16 protein-coding genes are annotated in these 18,747 nt (G+C 73.3%); 6 read left to right on the forward strand and 10 right to left on the reverse strand.

All coding sequences use genetic code 11. The annotated features are described in order from the left end of the window. Positions 1-37 precede the first annotated feature (37 nt). The 7 genes from ACZ5NJ_RS32425 to ACZ5NJ_RS32455 form a co-directional block, all read right to left on the reverse strand. Positions 38-577: a septum formation family protein gene (locus ACZ5NJ_RS32425; protein ID WP_468769650.1), complete on the reverse strand. Its 540-nt coding sequence runs from the start codon at positions 575-577 to the stop codon at positions 38-40. A 57-nt stretch (positions 578-634) separates the two neighbouring features. Beyond that, positions 635-1,936, reverse strand: coding sequence for a YncE family protein (locus ACZ5NJ_RS32430; RefSeq protein WP_468769651.1), 1,302 nt, complete (start codon positions 1,934-1,936; stop codon positions 635-637). Between the two features lie 134 nt (positions 1,937-2,070). Continuing rightward, positions 2,071-3,234, reverse strand: coding sequence for an XdhC family protein (locus tag ACZ5NJ_RS32435; protein ID WP_468769653.1), 1,164 nt, complete (start codon positions 3,232-3,234; stop codon positions 2,071-2,073). A 116-nt stretch (positions 3,235-3,350) separates the two neighbouring features. Then, positions 3,351-4,814, reverse strand: coding sequence for an NCS2 family permease (locus ACZ5NJ_RS32440; protein ID WP_468769655.1), 1,464 nt, complete (start codon positions 4,812-4,814; stop codon positions 3,351-3,353). A gap of 321 nt (positions 4,815-5,135) precedes the next feature. Beyond that, entirely contained in the window at positions 5,136-7,535 is a 2,400-nt protein-coding gene (gene pucD, locus ACZ5NJ_RS32445; protein WP_388955319.1) for a xanthine dehydrogenase subunit D, read from the reverse strand. A 2-nt stretch (positions 7,536-7,537) separates the two neighbouring features. After that, complete coding sequence (locus ACZ5NJ_RS32450; protein WP_468769657.1) at positions 7,538-8,137, reverse strand: (2Fe-2S)-binding protein; 600 nt, start codon at positions 8,135-8,137, stop codon at positions 7,538-7,540. Positions 8,138-8,139: 2 nt separating this feature from the next. Then, positions 8,140-9,033, reverse strand: coding sequence for an FAD binding domain-containing protein (locus tag ACZ5NJ_RS32455; RefSeq protein ID WP_468769659.1), 894 nt, complete (start codon positions 9,031-9,033; stop codon positions 8,140-8,142). A gap of 252 nt (positions 9,034-9,285) precedes the next feature. Here ACZ5NJ_RS32455 and ACZ5NJ_RS32460 point away from each other — a divergent pair, with 252 nt between their 5' ends. After that, on the forward strand, positions 9,286-10,962 hold the full coding sequence (locus ACZ5NJ_RS32460; protein WP_468769661.1) for a PucR family transcriptional regulator: 1,677 nt from the start codon (positions 9,286-9,288) through the stop codon (positions 10,960-10,962). A 172-nt stretch (positions 10,963-11,134) separates the two neighbouring features. Continuing rightward, positions 11,135-11,893 (forward strand): hypothetical protein, encoded by a 759-nt coding sequence (locus ACZ5NJ_RS32465; protein ID WP_468769704.1) that lies wholly within the window; start codon positions 11,135-11,137, stop codon positions 11,891-11,893. A gap of 88 nt (positions 11,894-11,981) precedes the next feature. On the opposite strand, the gene ACZ5NJ_RS32470 is transcribed toward ACZ5NJ_RS32465, so the two are convergent. Then, complete coding sequence (locus tag ACZ5NJ_RS32470) at positions 11,982-12,749, reverse strand: GntR family transcriptional regulator (protein WP_468769663.1); 768 nt, start codon at positions 12,747-12,749, stop codon at positions 11,982-11,984. Positions 12,750-12,772: 23 nt separating this feature from the next. Between ACZ5NJ_RS32470 and ACZ5NJ_RS32475 the strand changes: the two genes are divergently transcribed. Beyond that, positions 12,773-13,636 (forward strand): (2Fe-2S)-binding protein, encoded by an 864-nt coding sequence (locus ACZ5NJ_RS32475; protein ID WP_468769665.1) that lies wholly within the window; start codon positions 12,773-12,775, stop codon positions 13,634-13,636. Between the two features lie 192 nt (positions 13,637-13,828). After that, entirely contained in the window at positions 13,829-14,887 is a 1,059-nt protein-coding gene (locus ACZ5NJ_RS32480) for a DUF2637 domain-containing protein (protein WP_468769667.1), read from the forward strand. A gap of 87 nt (positions 14,888-14,974) precedes the next feature. Here the strand turns inward: ACZ5NJ_RS32480 and ACZ5NJ_RS32485 are convergent, their stop codons facing one another. Next, a complete protein-coding gene (locus tag ACZ5NJ_RS32485; RefSeq protein WP_468769706.1) occupies positions 14,975-15,352 on the reverse strand; it encodes an ATP-binding protein in 378 nt (125 codons plus the stop codon). Between the two features lie 548 nt (positions 15,353-15,900). Further along, positions 15,901-17,091 carry a protein phosphatase 2C domain-containing protein gene (locus ACZ5NJ_RS32490; protein ID WP_468769668.1) on the reverse strand — a complete coding sequence of 397 codons (1,191 nt, stop codon included), beginning with the start codon at positions 17,089-17,091 and terminating at the stop codon, positions 15,901-15,903. 141 nt (positions 17,092-17,232) lie between these two features. On the opposite strand from ACZ5NJ_RS32490, the gene ACZ5NJ_RS32495 reads away from it, so the two are divergent. Then, positions 17,233-18,213, forward strand: coding sequence for a helix-turn-helix domain-containing protein (locus ACZ5NJ_RS32495; protein WP_468769708.1), 981 nt, complete (start codon positions 17,233-17,235; stop codon positions 18,211-18,213). Between the two features lie 24 nt (positions 18,214-18,237). After that, entirely contained in the window at positions 18,238-18,720 is a 483-nt protein-coding gene (locus tag ACZ5NJ_RS32500) for a DUF456 domain-containing protein (RefSeq protein WP_468769670.1), read from the forward strand. The last annotated feature ends 27 nt before the right edge of the window (positions 18,721-18,747 follow it).

The following is an 18,747-nucleotide window of genomic DNA, read 5'->3' on the forward strand; positions in this document are numbered from 1 at the left end:
GGACGGCTCGCACCATAGTGGCTTGATCTGTACGAACTCAGGTGGAGGAGGCCCGGAGGGATCCGGTGGTCTTGCCGCCGGGTTCGCTGAGGTAGCAGATGAGGTGGCGGTCGCCGGCCTTCCAGCTGTCGGCGCCCGGAGCGTAGAAGTACTCCGTCAACGTGGCCGAGAGTTTCGCGTGGGGGCCCACGTAGTCGGTGACCGTGGTGCCGCCGCACTTCTCGCGTGCGAGGGGGAGGAGTCCGGCCTCTCCCGGGTACGGCCCGTCGGGCAGGGTGAGGACGGCGTACGCCTCCGACTGGTGCGGTTGGCCGCACGGGACGATGTCCACGGACACGGGCCCTTGGGTCACCTTGTCGGTCTTGTAGTCCTTGGGGGCGGTGCTGGCGTCGAAGCAGTCCCCCACCTTGAGGTCGCCCGGGTCGCCGAAGGGCACGGCCGCGTACGCCCGGCCGGCCCCGGAGATCCCGAGGAACAGCGTGAGCGCGAGGGCCGCGCCGTGGGCGGCGCGGGTGCGCGGTGATCGGGGCGATCGGGGCGATCGGGGCGATCGGGGCGATCGGGGCGGTCTGGACATGGGCGCGGCTCTCCTTGCACTGGGGCACGAGACGCGGCGGCCGCTGCGCTTCCCACGCTACTCCCGGACCGGCTCCGGGGCCCGGCGGGAGCCGGGGCCGGTCCAGTCGGCCGGGACCCGGCCGAGGCGGACCCGCTGGGGGTGGTCGCCGACGGGGACGGACACCCGCTTGGCGCCGGTGGCGAAGTCGATGGCCGTGACGCGGTCGGCGCCGCTCTCGGAGATGACGCAGCCCTTGCCGTCGCCGTCGACGGTGGCCCAGTAGGGCTTGTCGGCGGGGACCAGCGGGCCTTCGGCGAGGGTGGCGCGGTCGACGACGGTGGCGTAGTCGTCCATGGTGCCGGCGACGCAGAGCTTGTTGCCGTCGGGGCTCACGGACAGGCCGTGGTGACGGGAGTCGTTGACCCAGGTGGTGCGGTCGGTGCTGGTGGCGGGGTTCTCGGGGAGGGTCTTGATCCGGGTGATCCGGTCCGTGGCGACGTCGTACTCGACGAGGCCGTTGAAGAAGGAGACCTGGAAGTAGAGCTTCGACTCGTCGGGGGTGAAGACCCTGGGGCGGACGGCGTCGGAGAGGTCCCTCCGTCCGAAGGCGTCGAGGCGTTCGCGCATGTCGACGGTGCGGACGGTGCGGAAGGTCCGCGCGTCGACGACGGTGAGCCTGCGGTCGCCCTTCGTCCAGTCCAGCCAGGGCGCGTCGAGGGCGGAGGTGACGTCGCCGATGGAGCTGTTCCACAGGAGGCTGCCGCCCTGGGTGAAGGTGTTCTCGTGCGGCTTGTCGCCGGTGGCGAAGGACCCGACCTGACGGCCGGTGGCGATGTCGAGGACGTGCACGGTGTTCGCCGTGGAGGCGGAGACGGCCACCCGGGTGCCGTCGGGCGAGACGGCCATGTGGTCGGAGCGGTGACCGGCGACCGGGAAGCGCCAGTTGACGCGGCCCGTGCGCAGGTCGAGGGAGACGACGTCGGCGAAGCTGGGGCGGGAGACGACCACCGCCGTGCCGTCGGGGGTGGTGTACATGTCGTCGACGAACTGGTCGTGGCCCTCGCCGGCCGTGGCGCGGATGCCGAGGAAGAAGCCCAGCTTGACGGGGTCGAGGTAGATCTCCCGGAGCCGTTCCTCCTTGTCGGGGACCACGTTGATCCGGCCGACGCGGGCGAGGTCGCCGGTGGAGGCGAGGACGTCGGCGGTGCCCTCCCAGTTGTTGCCGACGAAGAGCACCTCCCGCAGCCCGGGTGCGGCGGCGGGCTCCGCCCGGGGGGATGCGGCGGCGGCCGGGCCCAGGGCGGCCGCGAGGCCCGCCAGCGCCAGGGCGCAGGCCAGGCGGAGGGTGCGTGAAGGGGTGCGACCGTACCGGGACATCCGCTCAACTCCGTTGCGAAGAAGCTCCGTTACCGGCCGGTAAAATATGCGGCACGCGAAGAAGGCGCAACCCTCGGGAGGGTGCGCCTTCGGTCGTGGCCGGTCATGGCCGGTCGTCGCCGGGCTCCGCCGGCTCAGGCGACGGAGCCGATGCGGCCGATCACGGTGTTCGAGGAGTCGCGGTGGATCGGGATGTGCGCGCCGGTCAGGGCCGCGCCGCTGCCGCCGCGGCGGTTCGCCACGATCTCGGCGGCGATGGACAGCGCGGTCTCCTCCGGGGAGCGGGCGCCCAGGTCCAGGCCGACCGGGGAGCGCAGCCGGGCCAGTTCGAGCTCGGTGACGCCGACCTCGCGCAGCCGCTTGTTGCGGTCCTCGTGGGTGCGGCGCGATCCCATGGCGCCGACGTAGGCGACGGGCAGTCGGAGGGCCAGTTCGAGGAGCGGGACGTCGAACTTGGCGTCGTGGGTCAGGACGCACAGGACGGTGCGCGCGTCGGTGCCGCCGGACTCGGCCTGGGCCTGGAGGTAGCGGTGCGGCCAGTCGACGACGATCTCGTCCGCCTCGGGGAAACGCTTCTTCGTGGCGAACACGGGCCGGGCGTCGCACAGGGTCACGTGGTACCCGAGGAACTTGCCGATGCGCACCAGGGCGGAGGCGAAGTCGATGGCACCGAAGACGATCATCCGCGGGGGCGGGACGCTGGACTCGACGAGGACCTTGAGGGGCTCGCCGCAGAGCCGGCCGTCGGCGCCGATCTCCAGTACGCCGGTCCTGCCGGCGTCCAGCATGGCGCGGGCCTCCTCGGCGATGGTGCGGTCCAGCTCGGGGTGGCCGCCGAAGCCGCCCTCGAAGGTGCCGTCGCCCAGGACGACCACCGCGCGGCCCCTGAGCTCGGCCGGGCCCTCGGCCACCCGGGCCAGGGCGGCCGCCTCGCCGTTCGCCGCGGCGCGCAGGGCGATGGCCAGGGCCTCGCGCTGCGGGGAGCCCACGGGCACCGGGGTGACCAGGATGTCGATGATCCCGCCGCAGGTCAGGCCCACGGCGAAGGCGTCGTCGTCGCTGTAGCCGAAGCGCTCCTGGACGGTCTCGCCGTCCTCCAGGGCCTGCCGGCACAGCTCGTACACCGCGCCCTCCACGCAACCGCCGGAAACCGAGCCGATGGCCGTGCCCTCCGCGTCGACGGCGAGGGCGGCTCCGGGCTGCCGGGGCGCGCTGCCGCCCACCGCCACCACGGTGGCGACGGCGAAGTCACGTCCCTGCCCGACCCACCGGTTCAGTTCTTCGGCGATGTCCAGCATGTGCGGCCTCCTCGGAGGTTCGGTTTCCAGTATGGGATGCGGGAAGGGTGGTGACCCGACCGGCACCGGGCCGCGGGGGCCGGGTGCCGATCGGGTCGGTACCGATCTTCGCCGGACTACTTGACGCCGAGCCACGCCTCGATGGGGTGGAGGGCGAAGAAGACCAGGAAGACGCCGGTGAGCACCCACATGAAGGCACCGATTTCGCGGGCCTTGCCCTGCGCGACCTTGATGGCCACGTAGGAGAGGACACCGGCGGCGACACCGGGGGTGATCGAGTAGGTGAACGGCATGATCACGACGGTCAGGAAGACCGGGATCGCGGTCGCGCTGTCGGCCCAGTCCACGTGGCGGGCGTTCTGCATCATCATCGCGCCGATGACGACCAGCGCGGCGGAGGCGACCTCACCGGGGACGATCTGGGTGATCGGGGTGAAGAAGAGGCAGGCGGCGAAGAGCAGACCGCTGACGACGGAGGCGAGACCTGTGCGGGCACCCTCACCGACGCCGGTGGCGGACTCGACGAAGACGGTCTGGCCGGAGCCGCCGGCGATGCCGCCGATGGCGCCACCGGCACCGTCGATGAACAGCGCCTTGGACAGGCCCGGCATGCGGCCCTGGGAGTCGGCCAGCTTGGCCTCGGTGCCGACGCCGATGATGGTGGCCATGGCGTCGAAGAACCCGGCGAGCACGAGGGTGAAGACGATCATGCCGACCGTCATGACGCCGACGTCGCCCCAGCCGCCGAACTCGACCTTGCCGAAGAGCGAGAAGTCCGGCATCGAGATCGCGGAGCCGTCGAGGACCGGCGGACCGTTCTTCCACGCCTTCGGGTCGATGTCGACGACGGCGTTGACGATGGCCGCGATGACGGTGCCGCCGACGATGCCGATCAGGATCGCGCCCGGGACCTTGCGGGCCTGGAGCATGAAGATCGCCAGCAGGGTGATGCAGAAGATCAGGACGGGCCAGCCGGCGAGCTCGCCGACCGAACCGAGCTGGACGGGGGGACCGAACTCGGGACCCTTGCCGACGAAGCCGGCCTTCACGAGACCGATCAGGGCGACGAACATGCCGATGCCCATGGTGATCGCGTGCTTGAGCGCGAGCGGGATCGCGTTCATGATCATCTCGCGGAGGCCGGTGACGACCAGGAGACAGATCACGACGCCGTACATGACGCACATGCCCATGGCCTGCGGCCAGGTCATCTGCGGGGCGACCTGCGAGGACAGGACACCGGAGACGGACAGGCCGGCGGCGAGGACCAGCGGGACCTTGCCGATGAAGCCCATCAGCAGGGTGGTCGCGGCGGCCGCGAAGGCCGTGGCCGTGATCAGGGCCTTCTGGCTCATCGTGTCGCCGGCGACGTCCTTGCCGGAGAGGATCAGCGGGTTGAGCAGGAGGATGTACGCCATGGCCATGAAGGTCGTGACGCCGCCACGAATCTCGGTGCCGACGGACGACCCTCTATGGGTGATGTGAAAGTAACGGTCGAGCCAAGAACGCCCAGCGGGGTTGAGAGTGCCGTCGCCGGCCTCTTCCGCGGTGGTCTTGGGCTCCACAGACGACTGGGTCATGGTGCCTGACTCCCAAGGTTCAAAGGGGCACCCGCATGGAGATTGGAGACGCGGGATTTGGGAAATTGCGTTGGCTGCACGACCCGGGGTGACGGCCCGAGGCGACGCGGAATGTGCACTGCGTGTACTGCGGGTAGTGCGGGGGTGACCGCTGGTACTACGTGGGGGTTCTCGCAGGGGTACTGCGGGTGAAGCTGACCGCGAGCGGTGCGGTGACTTCGTGGCTCCGGGCGGTGTGGCGGCAAGTGTGACGTTCCCGTGTCACACCGCCCGGAGAGTCCGAGGGGATCCGGGGCCTGGCGGCCCCCGGACCGCGCCGTCCTAGAGGGTCCCGGTGAGGGCTTCCGGACGGATCGGCGTCTTGTTGAGCTCCAGACCCGTCGCCGCCCGGATGGCCGCGAGCACGGCCGGGGTGGACGACAGGGTCGGGGCCTCGCCCAGACCGCGGAGGCCGTAGGGCGCGTTCGGGTCGGCGAGCTCCAGGACGTCGACCGGGATGGTCGGGGTGTCGAGGATGGTCGGGATCAGGTAGTCCGTGAAGGAGGGGTTGCGCACCTTCGCGGTCTTCGGGTCCACGATGATCTCTTCCATGACCGCCACGCCGAGGCCCTGGGTGGTGCCACCCTGGATCTGGCCGACGACGGAGAGCATGTTGAGCGCCTTGCCGACGTCCTGGGCGGTCGCCAGCTCGACGACCTTGACCAGACCGAGCTCGGTGTCCACCTCGACGACCGCGCGGTGCGCGGCGAAGGTGTACTGGACGTGGCCGTCGCCCTGGCCGGTGACCAGGTCGAACGCGACGGTCGGACGGTGACGGAATTCGAGTTCGAGGTCGATGGCCTCGTTCTCCAGGATGTCGGCGATGTCCGCGAGGACCTCCCCGCCGTCCGTGACGACCTTGCCGCCCTCCAGGAGGAGCTCCGCGTGGGCCCACGCCGGGTGGTACGAGCCGTTCTTGCGGCGGCCCATCTCCAGCAGCGCCTCGCGCACGGCCTCACAGGTGTTCTTCACGGCGCCACCGGTCATGTACGTCTGCCGCGAGGCGGACGTGGAACCGGCGGAGCCGACCTGCGTGTCGGCCGGGTGGATGGTCACCTGCGTGACACCCAGCTCGGTACGGGCGATCTGCGCGTGGACGGTGACACCGCCCTGGCCGACCTCCGCCATGGCCGTGTGGACCATCGCGACGGGCTCGCCGTTGATGACCTCCAGGCGCACGCGGGCGGTGGAGTAGTCGTCGAAGCCCTCGGAGAAGCCGACGTTCTTGATGCCGACCGCGTAGCCCACGCCGCGGACGACGCCCTCGCCGTGCGTGGTGTTCGACAGGCCACCCGGCAGGGCGCGCAGGTCCGCGGCCTCGCCGGCGGTCTCCCACTGGCGCTCCGGCGGCAGCGGGCGGGCCTTGACCCGGCGCAGCAGCTCGGCGACCGGGGCCGGGGAGTCCACGACCTGGCCGGTGGGCATGATCGTGCCCATCTCCATGGCGTTCAGCTGGCGGAACTCGACCGGGTCCATGCCCAGCTTCGCCGCGAGCTTGTCCATCTGGGCCTCGTACGCGAAGCAGGCCTGGACGGCGCCGAAGCCGCGCATCGCGCCGCAGGGCGGGTTGTTCGTGTAGAGCGCGATCGCCTCGATGTCCACGTCGTCGATGACGTACGGGCCCACCGAGAGGGAGGACGCGTTGCCGACGACGGCCGGGGAGGCCGAGGCGTAGGCACCGCCGTCGAGCACGATCTTGCACTTCATGTGCGTGATCTTGCCGTCCTTGGTGGCGCCGTGCTCGTACCAGAGCTTCGCCGGGTGGCGGTGCACGTGGCCGAAGAAGGACTCGAACCGGTTGTAGACGATCTTGACCGGCTTGCCGGTGGCCAGGGCCAGGAGGCAGGCGTGGATCTGCATCGAGATGTCCTCGCGGCCGCCGAAGGCACCGCCGACGCCGGAGAGCGTCATGCGCACCTTCTCCTCGGGCAGGCCGAGGACGGGGGCGATCTGCTTGAGGTCCGAGTGCAGCCACTGGGTGGCGACGTAGAGGTCGACGCCGCCGTCCTCGGAGGGCACGGCGAGGCCGGACTCCGGGCCGAGGAAGGCCTGGTCCTGCATGCCGAAGGTGTACTCGCCCTCGACGATCACGTCGGCCCGCTTGCGGGCCTCCTCCACGTTGCCGCGGATGATCGGCTGGCGGTGCACGATGTTCGGGTGCGGGACGTGACCGGAGTGGTGGTCGTCGCGGCCCGGGTGGATCAGCGGCGCGTCGGCGGCGAGGGCGGAGGCCTCGTCCGTGACGAGCGGCAGCTCCTTGTAGTCGATCTTGATCTTGGCGGCCGCGCGGCGGGCGGTCTCCGGGTGGTCGGCGGCCACGAGGGCGACCGGCTCACCGTGGTGGCGTACCCGGCCGTTGGCGAGAACCGGGGTGTCCTGGATCTCCAGGCCGTAGTTCTTCATCTCGGCCGGCAGGTCGTCGTACGTCAGCACCGAGTAGACGCCCGGCATGGCCAGGGCCTCGGAGATGTCGATGGAGACGATCTCGGCGTGGGCGACGGTGGAGCGCAGGGTCTGGCCCCACAGCATGTCCTCGTGCCACATGTCCGAGGAGTACGCGAACTCGCCGGTGACCTTGAGGGTGCCGTCGGGGCGGAGCGTCGACTCGCCGATGCCGCCCTTGGTGTGCTTCTGGGTGACGTTCGTCGGGGTCCCGGAAGGCGTGGTGCGGGTGTTGGCCATGATCAGACAGCCTCTCCCTGACGGGCGGCCGCGAGGCGGACCGCGTCGAGGATCTTCTCGTAGCCCGTGCAGCGGCAGAGGTTGCCGGACAGGGCCTCACGGATGTCCTGGTCGGACGGGGACGAGTTGCTCTCGAGCAGCGCGTCGGCCTGCACCAGCAGACCCGGGGTGCAGAACCCGCACTGGACGGCGCCGGCGTCGATGAACGCCTGCTGGATGTTGGAGAGCTCCACGCCCTCACCGGTCTGGGAGTCGGTGCCCTTGGCGGACCACTGCCTGGCCTCGTCCGTGGACACGCCCTTGCCGCTGCCGCAGGCGCCGGTGCCACAGGCGTGCCCGTGCTCCTCGCGCTGCTTGGCGAAGTCGGCCAGGCCCTCGACGGTCACGACGTCGCGGCCCTCGACCTGACCGGCCGCGACCAGGCAGGAACAGACCGGCACGCCGTCGAGGCGGACCGTGCAGGAACCGCACTCGCCCTGCTCACACGCGTTCTTCGAGCCGGGCAGGCCCAGGCGCTCGCGCAGCACGTAGAGGAGGGACTCGCCCTCCCAGACGTCGTCGGCTTCCTGCGGACGACCGTTGACGGTGAAATTGACGCGCATGGTTACGCAGCCCCTTCAAGCGAGCGGCCGTTGCTGCCGCGGTACTGCTCCCAGGTCCAGACGAGCTGGCGGCGAGCAAGGATGCCAACCGCGTGACGGCGGTACTTCGCCGTGCCGCGGACGTCGTCGATCGGGTTGCACGCGGCGGACGCGAGCTCACCGAACTGCTTGGCGATCGACGGGGTGATGACCTTGCCGTTGTCCCAGAAACCGCCCTCTTCGAGCGCGGCGTTCAGGAACTCCTCGGCGGCCTTCGCCCGGACCGGGGTCGGGGCGGCCGAGCCGATGCCCGTACGGACCGTGCGGGTGTCGGGGTGCAGCGCGAGACCGAAGCCGCAGACCGCGATGACCATCGCGTTGCGGGTGCCGACCTTCGAGTACTGCTGGGGACCCGTGGCGTTCTTGATGTGCACCGACTTGATGAGCTCGTCGGCGGCGAGCGCGTTGCGCTTCACTCCGGTGTAGAACTCGTCGATCGGGATCAGGCGGGAACCGCGTACGGACTCCACCTCGACCTCGCAGCCGGCGGCCAGCAGCGCGGGGTGGGAGTCACCGGCGGGCGAGGCGCAACCGAGGTTGCCGCCGACGCCGCCGCGGTTGCGGATCTGCGGGGACGCGACCGTGTGCGAGGCGAGCGCGAGACCCGGCAGCGTACCGCGCAGGTTCTCCATGATCTGGGTGTACGGGACGGAGGCGCCCAGCTTGGTGACCTCCTCGCCTACCTCCCACTCCCGCAGCAGCTCGATGCGGTTGAGGTCCAGGAGGTATTCCGGACGGCGGTGATCGAAGTTGATCTCGACCATGATGTCGGTGCCACCCGCAATCGGCACAGCTGTGGGGTACTCGGCCTTGGCGGCGAGTGCCTCCTCCCAGCTGGCGGGGCGAAGGAAGTCCATGTGCGGCTCTCTTCTTCTTAGTCGGGCCGTTCACTTCAAGCCAGGAGGCCTAGGGCCCTCGACTGGTCGTTCACGTGCTGTTAACGCGGTGTGGAGCCAGTACACAAGCCCGGCGCCCCGGGGTGCAGTCACCGAAACCATGAAGCAGTTGGCTGGGCGCCTCCCTCGTCTTGTAGATTCGTATGAAAGGCAGGATGCGACGACCTGCCCGATTTCCAACGGCAACATTCGAGACAGATCGGCGGCGACATCATGCGGCTGCGCGCACTGCTGGAAACCGAGGCGCTGGGGCTGCGGCTGCTGGGCGGCGAGGAAGAACTCGACCGGACGGTCCGCGGGGTCATGACGACCGACCTGAGGGATCCCAGCCGATACCTCTCCGGAGGAGAACTCGTCCTCACCGGCCTGGCATGGCGAAGAAATTCAGCCGACTCCGAGCCATTCGTACGAATCCTCGCGAGCGCGGGCGTGGCCGGCCTCGCGGCCGGCGAGGCGGAACTGGGCGACATCCCCGACGATCTCGTTTCAGCCTGTCGGCGCAACCGGCTCCCGCTGTTCGCGGTGAACGAGGACGTTGCATTCGCCACCATCACGGAGTACGTGGTGCGGCAGGTCTCAGGCGAGCGCGCGGGGGACCTGGCGGCGGTCGTGGACCGGCACCGGCGGCTGATGACCTCGGGGCCGGCGGGCGGCGGTCCCGACGTGGTGCTGGATCTGCTCACCACCGACCTCGATCTGCGGGCCTGGGTGCTCTCGCCCACCGGCCGGCAGATCGCCGGAGCCGGCGAGCCCCTGGCCCCGGGCGTCTGCGCGACGCTGGCCGGCGAACACCTCGCGGCGGTCCGGACCGGCCGCAGGGGCCCGCACCGGATGTCCATCCAGGGTATTACCTACTCCCTCTTCCCGATCAGGGGAGCGGGCCGGGGCCAGGGCCCCGGGGCCCGTGACGTGCGCGAGAGCGTGCTGTCCGACTGGCTGCTGGCCGTCGAGGCGGACGCGGGCGACTGGCCCGCCGAGCGGCTCGACCTGCTCCAGGGCGTCACCCAGCTGATCGCCGTCGAGCGGGACCGCCGTGACGCGGCCCGTACGGTGCGCCGCCGGCTGGCGCAGGAGGTGCTGGAGCTGGTCCAGACGGGTGCGCCGCCCGCCGAGATCGCCGCCCGCCTGCGGGTGGCCGCGCCGGTGCTGCTGCCCGGCCTCGGCTCCGCCCCGCACTGGCAGGTCGTGGTGGCGCGGGTGGACTGGGAGGGCGCGGACATCCCCGGCGGCCCGGTGGCCCAGTCGCTGCTGGAGGAGATCCTCGTCGACCAGTCGCTGTCCGGCCCGGAACCGTCCGACCGGATCGCGGTGGCCCACGCGGGTGACGAGGCCATCGCGCTCGTGCCGCTGCCCGCGCTCTCCGGCGACTCCGGCGAGGACAAGGGCCCGGACTCCGCCCTGCACGCCGACGCCCTGCTGTCGTCCGTACGCGAGCCGCTGGCGGCCGGCCTGGCCGAGGACGGCCGGCTCACGCTGGGCGTCAGCGCGGCCGTGCACTCCGCCGAGGGTCTGCGCGGGGCGCTGGAGGAGGCCCGGCACGCCCGCCGGGTGGCCGCCGCCCGTCCCGGCCGGGTCTGCGCCGCCGGCCACCACGAGCTCGCCTCGCACGTGCTGCTGCTGCCGTTCGTCCCGGACGACGTGCGCCGCGCCTTCACGGCCCGGCTGCTGGACCCGCTGCGGGACTACGACCGCCGCCACCGCGCGGAGCTGATCCCGACCCTGGAGGCGTTCCTCGACTGCGACGGTTCCTGGACCCGCTGCGCGACGCGGCTGCACCTCCACGTCAACACGCTGCGCTACCGGGTCGGGCGAATCGAGCAGCTGACGGCGCGCGACCTCTCCCGTCTGGAGGACAAGCTGGACTTCTTCCTGGCACTGCGCATGAGCTGACGAAACGGGTGCGAAGGGGCCGGACGGGGGCCGCTGACGAACCGTCCGGACTTTGTGAAAGAGTTCACCCGACCCCTTGGCCGATGCGGCCGATCCGTGCTCTCATTTCGCCCCAGGGCTCAACGACGTGCTGCTTGGTTGCTTCGGGGAGGGCAATGTGGCGGATACCGCCATGTCCGGTGCGGGATCAACGGGGGGCGACGACCCCCTCCAGCGGGCGATATGGCGGCTGCGCTCGCGCGGCTGTTGGACGGACGCGGCGGCCCTGCTGACGCCGTACGCGCACGAGGCCGGGGCGGCGGTCCAGCGGACCGCGCTCCTGGTGGAACGGTGCCTGTTCACCGGGCAGGGCTGGGCCGAGGCGGAGGACGCGCTCCGGGCGGCGGAGGCCACGGCCCGGGACGACGACGAGCGCGGGGCGGCCGCCTGCGAGCGGGGCCAGCTGGCCTACGCCGCGACGGTGCTCGGCGTACGGGACCGGGCGGACGAGGCCCGCTCGGCGCTCGGCCGGGCGGCGGCGCTGCTGTCCCCGGCGTCGCGGACCCGGCCGCTGCTGGACTTCCGGCGGGGCCTGGTCGCCGAACACCTGGCGGACGCCCCACAGGCGGCCCGGCCGGCCTACCACCGTGCCCACGCGGGGGCGGAGGCGCACGGGGACGTGCTGCTGCTGTCCTTCACGTGGCGGCACCTGGCCGCGCTGTCCCTGCGGGACGGGGAGGTCGCCGAGGCCCGCAAGGGGTTCGCGGAGTCCCTGCGGATCCGGGAGGACCTGGGCTTCCTGGTCGGCACGGCCCCCGCGCTGGCCTCGCTGGCGGAGGTCGAGCCCGAGCCGGAGGCCTCGCGGCTGCGGGCGGAGGCGCGGCGGCTGTTCCACCTCCTGGGCGGCATCCCGACCTGGCTGGCGGACCAGCTCCACCCGGCGACCCCCTGACACCCCGCCCGGGCGCCGCCGCGGGCGGACCTCGATTCCGTGCGCTTCGCGCCCGGTGCGAGGTCCCGGGCGGAGCCCCGGGGCGGGCCTACGCGCCCGCGAAGTGTTCGCGGACGAGGGACTCGACCACCGGGAGGTCCCGGGCGATCAGGGCCTCCAGGAGCGCCCAGTGCTCGGCCGCATCGGCCACGAGGTCCGCGCACCGCACCCGCGGAGCCCCCGGCAGCGGCCACTGCGCCCGCCGGTGCAGCTCCTCGGCGACCTGCACCAGCTGGCCGTTGTCCGCCAGCGAGAGCACCGCACGGTGGAAGGCCCGGTCCGCCTCCGCGTACGCCGGCAGGTCCCCGGCGGCGGCCGCCTCGGCGGTGGCGAGGGCGGCCGGGCGCAGCCCCTCCCAGGTGGCGGCCGGCACCGAGCGGGCCAGCCGGAGCATCACCGGCACCTCGATCAGCGCCCGCACCTCGGCCAGCTCCGCCAGGCTCCGGGCGGTCCGGGTCAGCACCCGGAAGCCCCGGTTGGGCAGGCATTCCACCGCCCCCTCCAGCGCCAGCTGCTGCATCGCCTCGCGCACCGGGGTGGCGGAGACGCCGAACCGTTCGCCGAGCGCCGGGCCCGAGTAGATCTCCCCGGGCACCAGCTCCCCGTCGACCAGCGCGGCGCGCAGCGCGTCGAGGACCTGTCCGCGCACCGAATGGCGCAACACCTTCTGCGCCGGTATCACCGGCTCCGACACCAGGGCATGGGCCGCTTCGCGCACTCGGTCCTCCTCCGGGTCTCGACCGCATCCGAGGATAGGCGACGGCCCCGGCGCGGACGGATCGCAGAGATCAGCTAAGGTAAGGCTTACCTTGCTCATCACGCATGATTCGGCGGTCCGTCATGTCCCGCTCGGCTCCCCCCGCCCCGCCCGCGCCCCCGCCGGCCCCCTCCCCCGTGACGCGCGCCTACGGGCGCCTGACGGCCGCCTACCCCGGCCTGCGGATCCGTGAGCTCGGCGCGCACGAACCCCTTCCCGGCGGCGGGGGCTGGGTCGGCGCGCGCGAGCTCGCGGCGGGCGGCGGGGCCCTCGACGCCCACCTCGCCCGGGACGCGGCCCAGGTCGTACGGGACTACGGGCGCCCGGCGCGGCCCGACGTCGCGGCCGGCTTCGCCCTGCACCGGTACGCCTGGCCGGCCTGCCTGCTGATCACCGTCCCGTGGTTCCTGGAGCGCCGGGTGCCCCGGCTGCCGGTGGACCGGGTGGCCTTCCACGGGGCGGAGGGGCGGTTGGCCGTGGGCGTCGAGGAGTTCGCCTGCCTGCCCGGCGACCCCGCGGCCGCCCTCCCCGGGGCGCGGACCGTGGCCGGCGAGGAGGAGCTGCGGGAGGAGGTGCGGGCGGCGGTGGCACAGCACCTCGGACCGCTGCTGGAGGGGTTCGGCCCGCGGATGCGGCGCGGCCCGCGCGCCCTGTGGGCCACCGCCACGGACGAGGTCGTCGAGGGCCTCTGGTACCTCGGGAACCTGCTCGGGGAGGAGGCGCGGGCGGTGCGCGAGCTGGAGCTGCTGCTGCCCGGCCCGCTCACGCCGTACCCGGGCGGCGCGCGTTTCCGTACGCTCGCCGGACCCGGCGGGACGGAGCTCACCACCCGGGACCGGGCCGGCTGCTGCTTCTTCTACACGGTCCGCCCCGAGGACACCTGTACGACCTGCCCCCGCACCCGGGACACCGAAAGGGTCGCCCGGCTCACGGCCGCCACCGGATGAACCCACTCCGCCGGATGAAGCGGATTCGAACTCGACTCGGCATGTACGAGCAGGAGTTCGAGATACAACACCCTATCCGACGGGACGCGCCCCCCGATGGCGTCCACTTGACCCGAAACCCACGTGCACCACGGACCGGCTGCGCCACTATGTCGCCCGGAACGCCGCATACGCGAGGCAAGGGACAACCGCATGAGACTGACCGACATATCGCTGGACTGGCTGCTGCCCGGCAGCCTGTTGATCCTGGGCGTGCTTGCGGCAGTGGCGGTGCTGGCCCGGGGCAAGCGTGAGGGCGAGAAGGCCGCGGCCGACGACAGCTGGGAACGCAGCGAGGAGCGGCGGCGGCGCAAGGAGGCCGTCTACGGCACCGCCTCCTACGTCCTGCTCTTCTGCTGCGCGGCAGTGGCCGCCGCGCTCTCCTTCCACGGGCTGGTCGGCTTCGGCCGGCAGAACCTGAACCTCTCCGGCGGCTGGGAGTACCTGGTCCCCTTCGGCCTCGACGGCGCCGCCATGTTCTGCTCGGTGCTCGCCGTCCGCGAGGCCAGCCACGGTGACGCGGCCCTGGGGTCCCGGATGCTGGTCTGGCTGTTCGCCGGCGCGGCCGCCTGGTTCAACTGGGTGCACGCGCCCCGGGGTTCGGGCCACGACGGCGCCCCGCAGTTCTTCGCCGGGATGTCGCTCTCGGCGGCCGTGCTCTTCGACCGCGCGCTCAAGCAGACCCGCCGGGCGGCGCTGCGCGAGCAGGGCCTGATCCCGCGCCCGCTGCCGCAGATCCGCATGGTCCGCTGGCTGCGGGCCCCCCGGGAGACCTTCGGCGCCTGGTCGCTGATGCTGCTGGAGGGCGTGCGCACGCTCGACGAGGCCGTCGACGAGGTGCGCGAGGACAAGAAGGAGCGGGAGCAGGACCGCCACCGCAGGCGCGAGCAGCACCGTCTGGACCGCGCCCGCATCAAGGCGCTGGGCCGGCAGAACAGGGCGTTCGGGCGGGCCCGGGCGCGTCAGGTCGACCTGCCGGGGCTGGCCCCCGGGACGGGCTCCGCGCCGGTCGGCGCGGAGCCGGCCATATCGGAACCGGGACAGCTGCCCTTGCGACGAAGGCCCTCCCTGCAGGCCGTGAACGCGGCCGAGTCCGCTGACCCGGCCGGATCCCGGACGGTGGACCTCACCGCCGAGGACGACACCCAGACGATCCCCCGGCTCGACTCACTGGAGCGCAAACTGAAGGACCTGGAGCAGCAGTTCGGCTGACCGGCCGGACGGCCGGACCGCCACCCGTCCCCCGGCGGGGCGGCCTTCGGGCTGCCCCGCCCCCGCACGTCCCGGGCCGTCGCACCGCTACCCGGCGTCCTCCAGCTCGAACCAGACCACCTTGCCCGGCCCCAGCGCCGGCGGGTCCACGCCCCAGGTGTCGGCGAGCGCCTCCACCAGGACCAGCCCCCGGCCGTGCGTACCGTCGTCGGCGGACGGTACGTACGGCCGGGGCCGGCGGGCGGCCCCGTCGCGGACCTCGACCCGTAAGCGGGCGTCCCTGACGCTCGCGGACACCTCGGCACCCCCTTCCGTGTGGACGAGGGCGTTCGTGACGAGCTCGGTGACCAGCAGTTCGGCCACGTGGGCCGTACCGGCCCCGCAGCGGTGCCGGAGCAGCTCCCGCAGGTCCCTGCGGACCTGGCCCACCGCCTTCAGGTCGGCCCGGTGCACGCTGCGCGTCATCTCCGCCTGGTCCTGGGACGGTTCGCGCGGCACGGGCCGGCCCCTCCGCCACGGCTTTCCGGTCTTCGCCCCCACGCGCACGGCGATGTACCTCCCCGCATTCCGGGGCCTGGCTCTCGAACAGGCCTACGGAATGCATGCCCCCGGGGCGGGTTCACACTCCTTGGCCCTCCTCCGCCGGGCGCACGGCACCGGCGGGATCCGGCCATCCGCGCCGGCCGGGCCGCACCCCGGGCCGACACGGTCGCGCTGTCGGATGGTGCGGATCCGGTCACCGCCCGGACACCGGTTCTCGGTGGAAGCGACGGCACACCGTCCTCCCGCACCCCGTCCACCAGAGCGGTCCCTCCTGCCGCGCGGCCGGGCGCCCCCCGCGGCCGCGTGCCCTCGGCGGCCGGAAACCGGCAGCCCCCGTGCGCCCCCGGCGGCCGCGGGCCGCCGAAGAGGGCCACATTGACGGGCGGGACGTACTGCACGGAGGGGAGGCAATCTCCGACCGCCATCGAGAAACCGCCATCGTCCGGCACGGGCACCCCTTGACGGCCCGGTCACGCCTCCCAGACCGCGGCGGCCGTCCGGTCGTCGGCGTACCCCTTGAGGCGGAGCTGGGTGTCGGCGAGGAAGGCCGCCAGTCCCGGCGGGTCCCCCTGGGACCAGCGGGCGGCGAGCTCGGCCCCGAGCAGGCCCTCCTCGCGCAGGGGGGCCGCGAGACCGCCGGAGCAGAGCAGCAGGGTGTCGCCCGGGCGGGCCACGGCGGCGCGGAAGCGGAAACCGGCGGCCCCGCCGGCGTCCTCCTCCAGGTCCTGCCAGCGGCCGCCGCGGAGCCGGAAGACCCCGCCCGCGCCGGCGCCGAAGCAGATCCGGTGGGGGCACCGGGGGTCCAGCGGCAGCAGCAGTCCGCGCAGCCCGGCCGTGTAGGCCTCCTGGTCGAGGCCGAGTTCGGCGGCCCGGGCGCGCAGCCGCCCGTAGCCCCGGTCGGTGAGCCGCTGGAGCCCCGAGAGCAGGGCCTCGCGGCGGCCCGCCCGGATGTCCTCGGCCAGCCGCTCCCGGCTGCGCCCCACGGCGGCCGCGACGGAGTGCCCCAGTTCGGCGGCGGCCTCCCGGGCCCCGGGGGCGGCCCGGTCCCCGCCGGCCAGGACCACCAGCACCAGGGCGTCGTCCCCGCTGCCGAAGCGGGCGGTGAGCAGGAAGTCCCGGCGGGCGTCGCCCCGGTAGCGAGCGGAGTCCCCGCGCAGCGAGGCGGCGCGCAGGGTGTAGGTGCCGTAGCGGGCCCCCTCCAGGACGGTGTCGGGGGTGAGGAAGTCCAGCGCGGCCGGGTCGGCGGCGGGGAGCGCTCCCGGCTCGGCGGCGTAGGTCGGGGCCCGGTCCCCGAGGTGGGTCACCGCCGGCCGCCCGGCCGGCTCGGGCCCGGGCCCGGGCCGCGGCTCCCGGCGCGTCTCCGGTGGTGCGGGCGGCACGGCCACGTCGCCCTCCGCGTACCCGGTGGCCCCGGTCACCCGCAGGTCGCGCGCGGGCGGCGGCGCGGACGGCGCGGCGGGCCCGGCCGGGGCGGGGTCCGGGGTGCGGGGCCCGGGCAGCAGCGGGGGCCGCGGTCCGGGCGGCGCCGGGGCGTCATCGCCCACCAGCACCGACGCCGAGCGGAAGCGCTGGTCCAGCGTGTCCCCCGGGTCGGGCCCGGACCCCGCTTCCGGGTCCTCGTACAGCTTCTGCCACCAGTCCTCCGCGCCCTGCTGACTCATGCCCTCATTGTCGGCCCCACCGGGCGGCGGAAAACCCCGAATGCACGAAAAGGTCCCCCGGTCCGGCGGCGCCACCTTGGCAAACGGACCGGGGGTGCGGGGAAGATGGCCCGGAACGGCTGTGAGAGTGGGGTGGACGGGTTGCTGGGGGCAATAGGCCTGGACGAGGGCCAGGAGTCGGCGTACCGCGCGCTGGTCGCACTGGGGGCGGCGGAGGCGGCCGACCTGGCCCACCGGCTGACGCTGCCGCTCCCGCAGACCGAGCGGACCCTGCGGCACCTGGAGCGGCACGGTCTGGCGGCGCGCTCCTCGGCCCGGCCCGGCCGCTGGGTGGCGGCGCCGCCGGAGGCGGCCCTGGGCGCCCTCCTCACCCGGCAGCGGCAGGAGCTGGAGCAGGCCGAGCTGGCCGCCGAGCTGCTGGCCCGGGAGTACCGGGCGGAGGCGGCGGAGGCGGGGGTGCCCGACCTGGTGGAGGTGGTGACGGGCGCGAGCGCCGTCGCGCACCGCTTCCACCAGATCCAGCTGGGCGCGGTGGAGGAGGTGTGCGCGCTGGCCAGCGCCCGCCCGCTGGTCGTGTCGGGGATGGAGAACGAGCCGACGGAGGAGGAGGCCGCCGTACGGGGCGTGGCGTACCGGGTGGTGATCGAGCGGGACGTCCTCGGGCTGCCCACGGGGATCAGGGAGGCGTCCACGGCACTGGTGCGGGGCGAACAGGTGCGGGTGACGGGCCGGGTCCCGACCAGCCTGGTCATCGCGGACCGCACCCTCGCCATGGTTCCGCTCAGCGCGCGGGGCACGGAGCCGGCGGCGCTCGTCGTGCACGCCTCGGGCCTGCTGGAGTCCCTGCTGGGGCTGTTCGAGGCGGTCTGGCGGGAGGCCGTCCCCCTGCGGCTGGGGACGACCGGGCAGCCGGAGGAGTCGGGCGGGGTGCCGGACGCCACGGACCTGGAGATCCTGACCCTGCTGCTGGCCGGGATGACGGACTCCAGCGTGGCCAAGCACCTGGAGCTGGGCCTGCGCACGGTCCAGCGCCGGGTGAAGGGGCTGATGGAACTGGCCGGGGTGACCACCCGGCTCCAGCTCGGCTGGCACGCCTACGAACGGGGCTGGGTGGCCCGGTAGCACCGCCTCGGGCACCCTGAGCCCATGGATCTGCCTCAGCTGTTCCTGGTGGGGCTGGTCATGCTGCTCGGGGTGCTGGGCGTGCTGGTGCCCGGCGTCCCCGGGACCTGGCTGGTGTGGGCGGGGCTGATGTGGTGGACGCTGCACGAGCGGACGGCGCCGGCCTGGGCCGTGCTGGCCACGGCGACGGCCCTGCTGCTGGTGGTCCAGGTGGTCGAGTGGCGCCTGCCGCCGCGCCGGCTGCGCGGGGTGGGGGTGACCCGCCGGATGGTGCGGTACGCCGGGGCAGGGGCGCTCGTGGGTTTCGTGGTGCTCCCGGTGGTGGGGGCGGTCCCGGGTTTCGTGGGCGGGATCTACCTGTGCGAGCGGCGGCGGCTGGGGTCGCACGAGGAGGCCGTCGCCTCGGTGCGGGCGGTGATGCGGGCGGTGGGGACGAGCGTGCTGGTCGAGCTGATGGCCTGCCTGGTCGTCGTGGCGGCGTGGGCGGTGACGGTCCTGGCCGCCTGACCGGCGCGGGGGCCCGGGGCGGAGCCC

It is taken from the genome of Streptomyces sp. NPDC032091 (assembly GCF_055580265.1).

Bases quoted from the DNA above. Each gene is read 5' to 3' on its own strand.
- ACZ5NJ_RS32425 (WP_468769650.1), bottom strand. From the start codon at position 577: ATGTCCAGACCGCCCCGATCGCCCCGATCGCCCCGATCGCCCCGATCG.
- ACZ5NJ_RS32430 (WP_468769651.1), bottom strand. From the start codon at position 1,936: ATGTCCCGGTACGGTCGCACCCCTTCACGCACCCTCCGCCTGGCCTGC.
- ACZ5NJ_RS32435 (WP_468769653.1), bottom strand. From the start codon at position 3,234: ATGCTGGACATCGCCGAAGAACTGAACCGGTGGGTCGGGCAGGGACGT.
- ACZ5NJ_RS32440 (WP_468769655.1), bottom strand. From the start codon at position 4,814: ATGACCCAGTCGTCTGTGGAGCCCAAGACCACCGCGGAAGAGGCCGGC.
- pucD (WP_388955319.1), bottom strand. From the start codon at position 7,535: ATGGCCAACACCCGCACCACGCCTTCCGGGACCCCGACGAACGTCACC.
- ACZ5NJ_RS32450 (WP_468769657.1), bottom strand. From the start codon at position 8,137: ATGCGCGTCAATTTCACCGTCAACGGTCGTCCGCAGGAAGCCGACGAC.
- ACZ5NJ_RS32455 (WP_468769659.1), bottom strand. From the start codon at position 9,033: ATGGACTTCCTTCGCCCCGCCAGCTGGGAGGAGGCACTCGCCGCCAAG.
- ACZ5NJ_RS32460 (WP_468769661.1), top strand. From the start codon at position 9,286: ATGCGGCTGCGCGCACTGCTGGAAACCGAGGCGCTGGGGCTGCGGCTG.
- ACZ5NJ_RS32465 (WP_468769704.1), top strand. From the start codon at position 11,135: ATGTCCGGTGCGGGATCAACGGGGGGCGACGACCCCCTCCAGCGGGCG.
- ACZ5NJ_RS32470 (WP_468769663.1), bottom strand. From the start codon at position 12,749: ATGAGCAAGGTAAGCCTTACCTTAGCTGATCTCTGCGATCCGTCCGCG.
- ACZ5NJ_RS32475 (WP_468769665.1), top strand. From the start codon at position 12,773: ATGTCCCGCTCGGCTCCCCCCGCCCCGCCCGCGCCCCCGCCGGCCCCC.
- ACZ5NJ_RS32480 (WP_468769667.1), top strand. From the start codon at position 13,829: ATGAGACTGACCGACATATCGCTGGACTGGCTGCTGCCCGGCAGCCTG.
- ACZ5NJ_RS32485 (WP_468769706.1), bottom strand. From the start codon at position 15,352: ATGACGCGCAGCGTGCACCGGGCCGACCTGAAGGCGGTGGGCCAGGTC.
- ACZ5NJ_RS32490 (WP_468769668.1), bottom strand. From the start codon at position 17,091: ATGAGTCAGCAGGGCGCGGAGGACTGGTGGCAGAAGCTGTACGAGGAC.
- ACZ5NJ_RS32500 (WP_468769670.1), top strand. From the start codon at position 18,238: ATGGATCTGCCTCAGCTGTTCCTGGTGGGGCTGGTCATGCTGCTCGGG.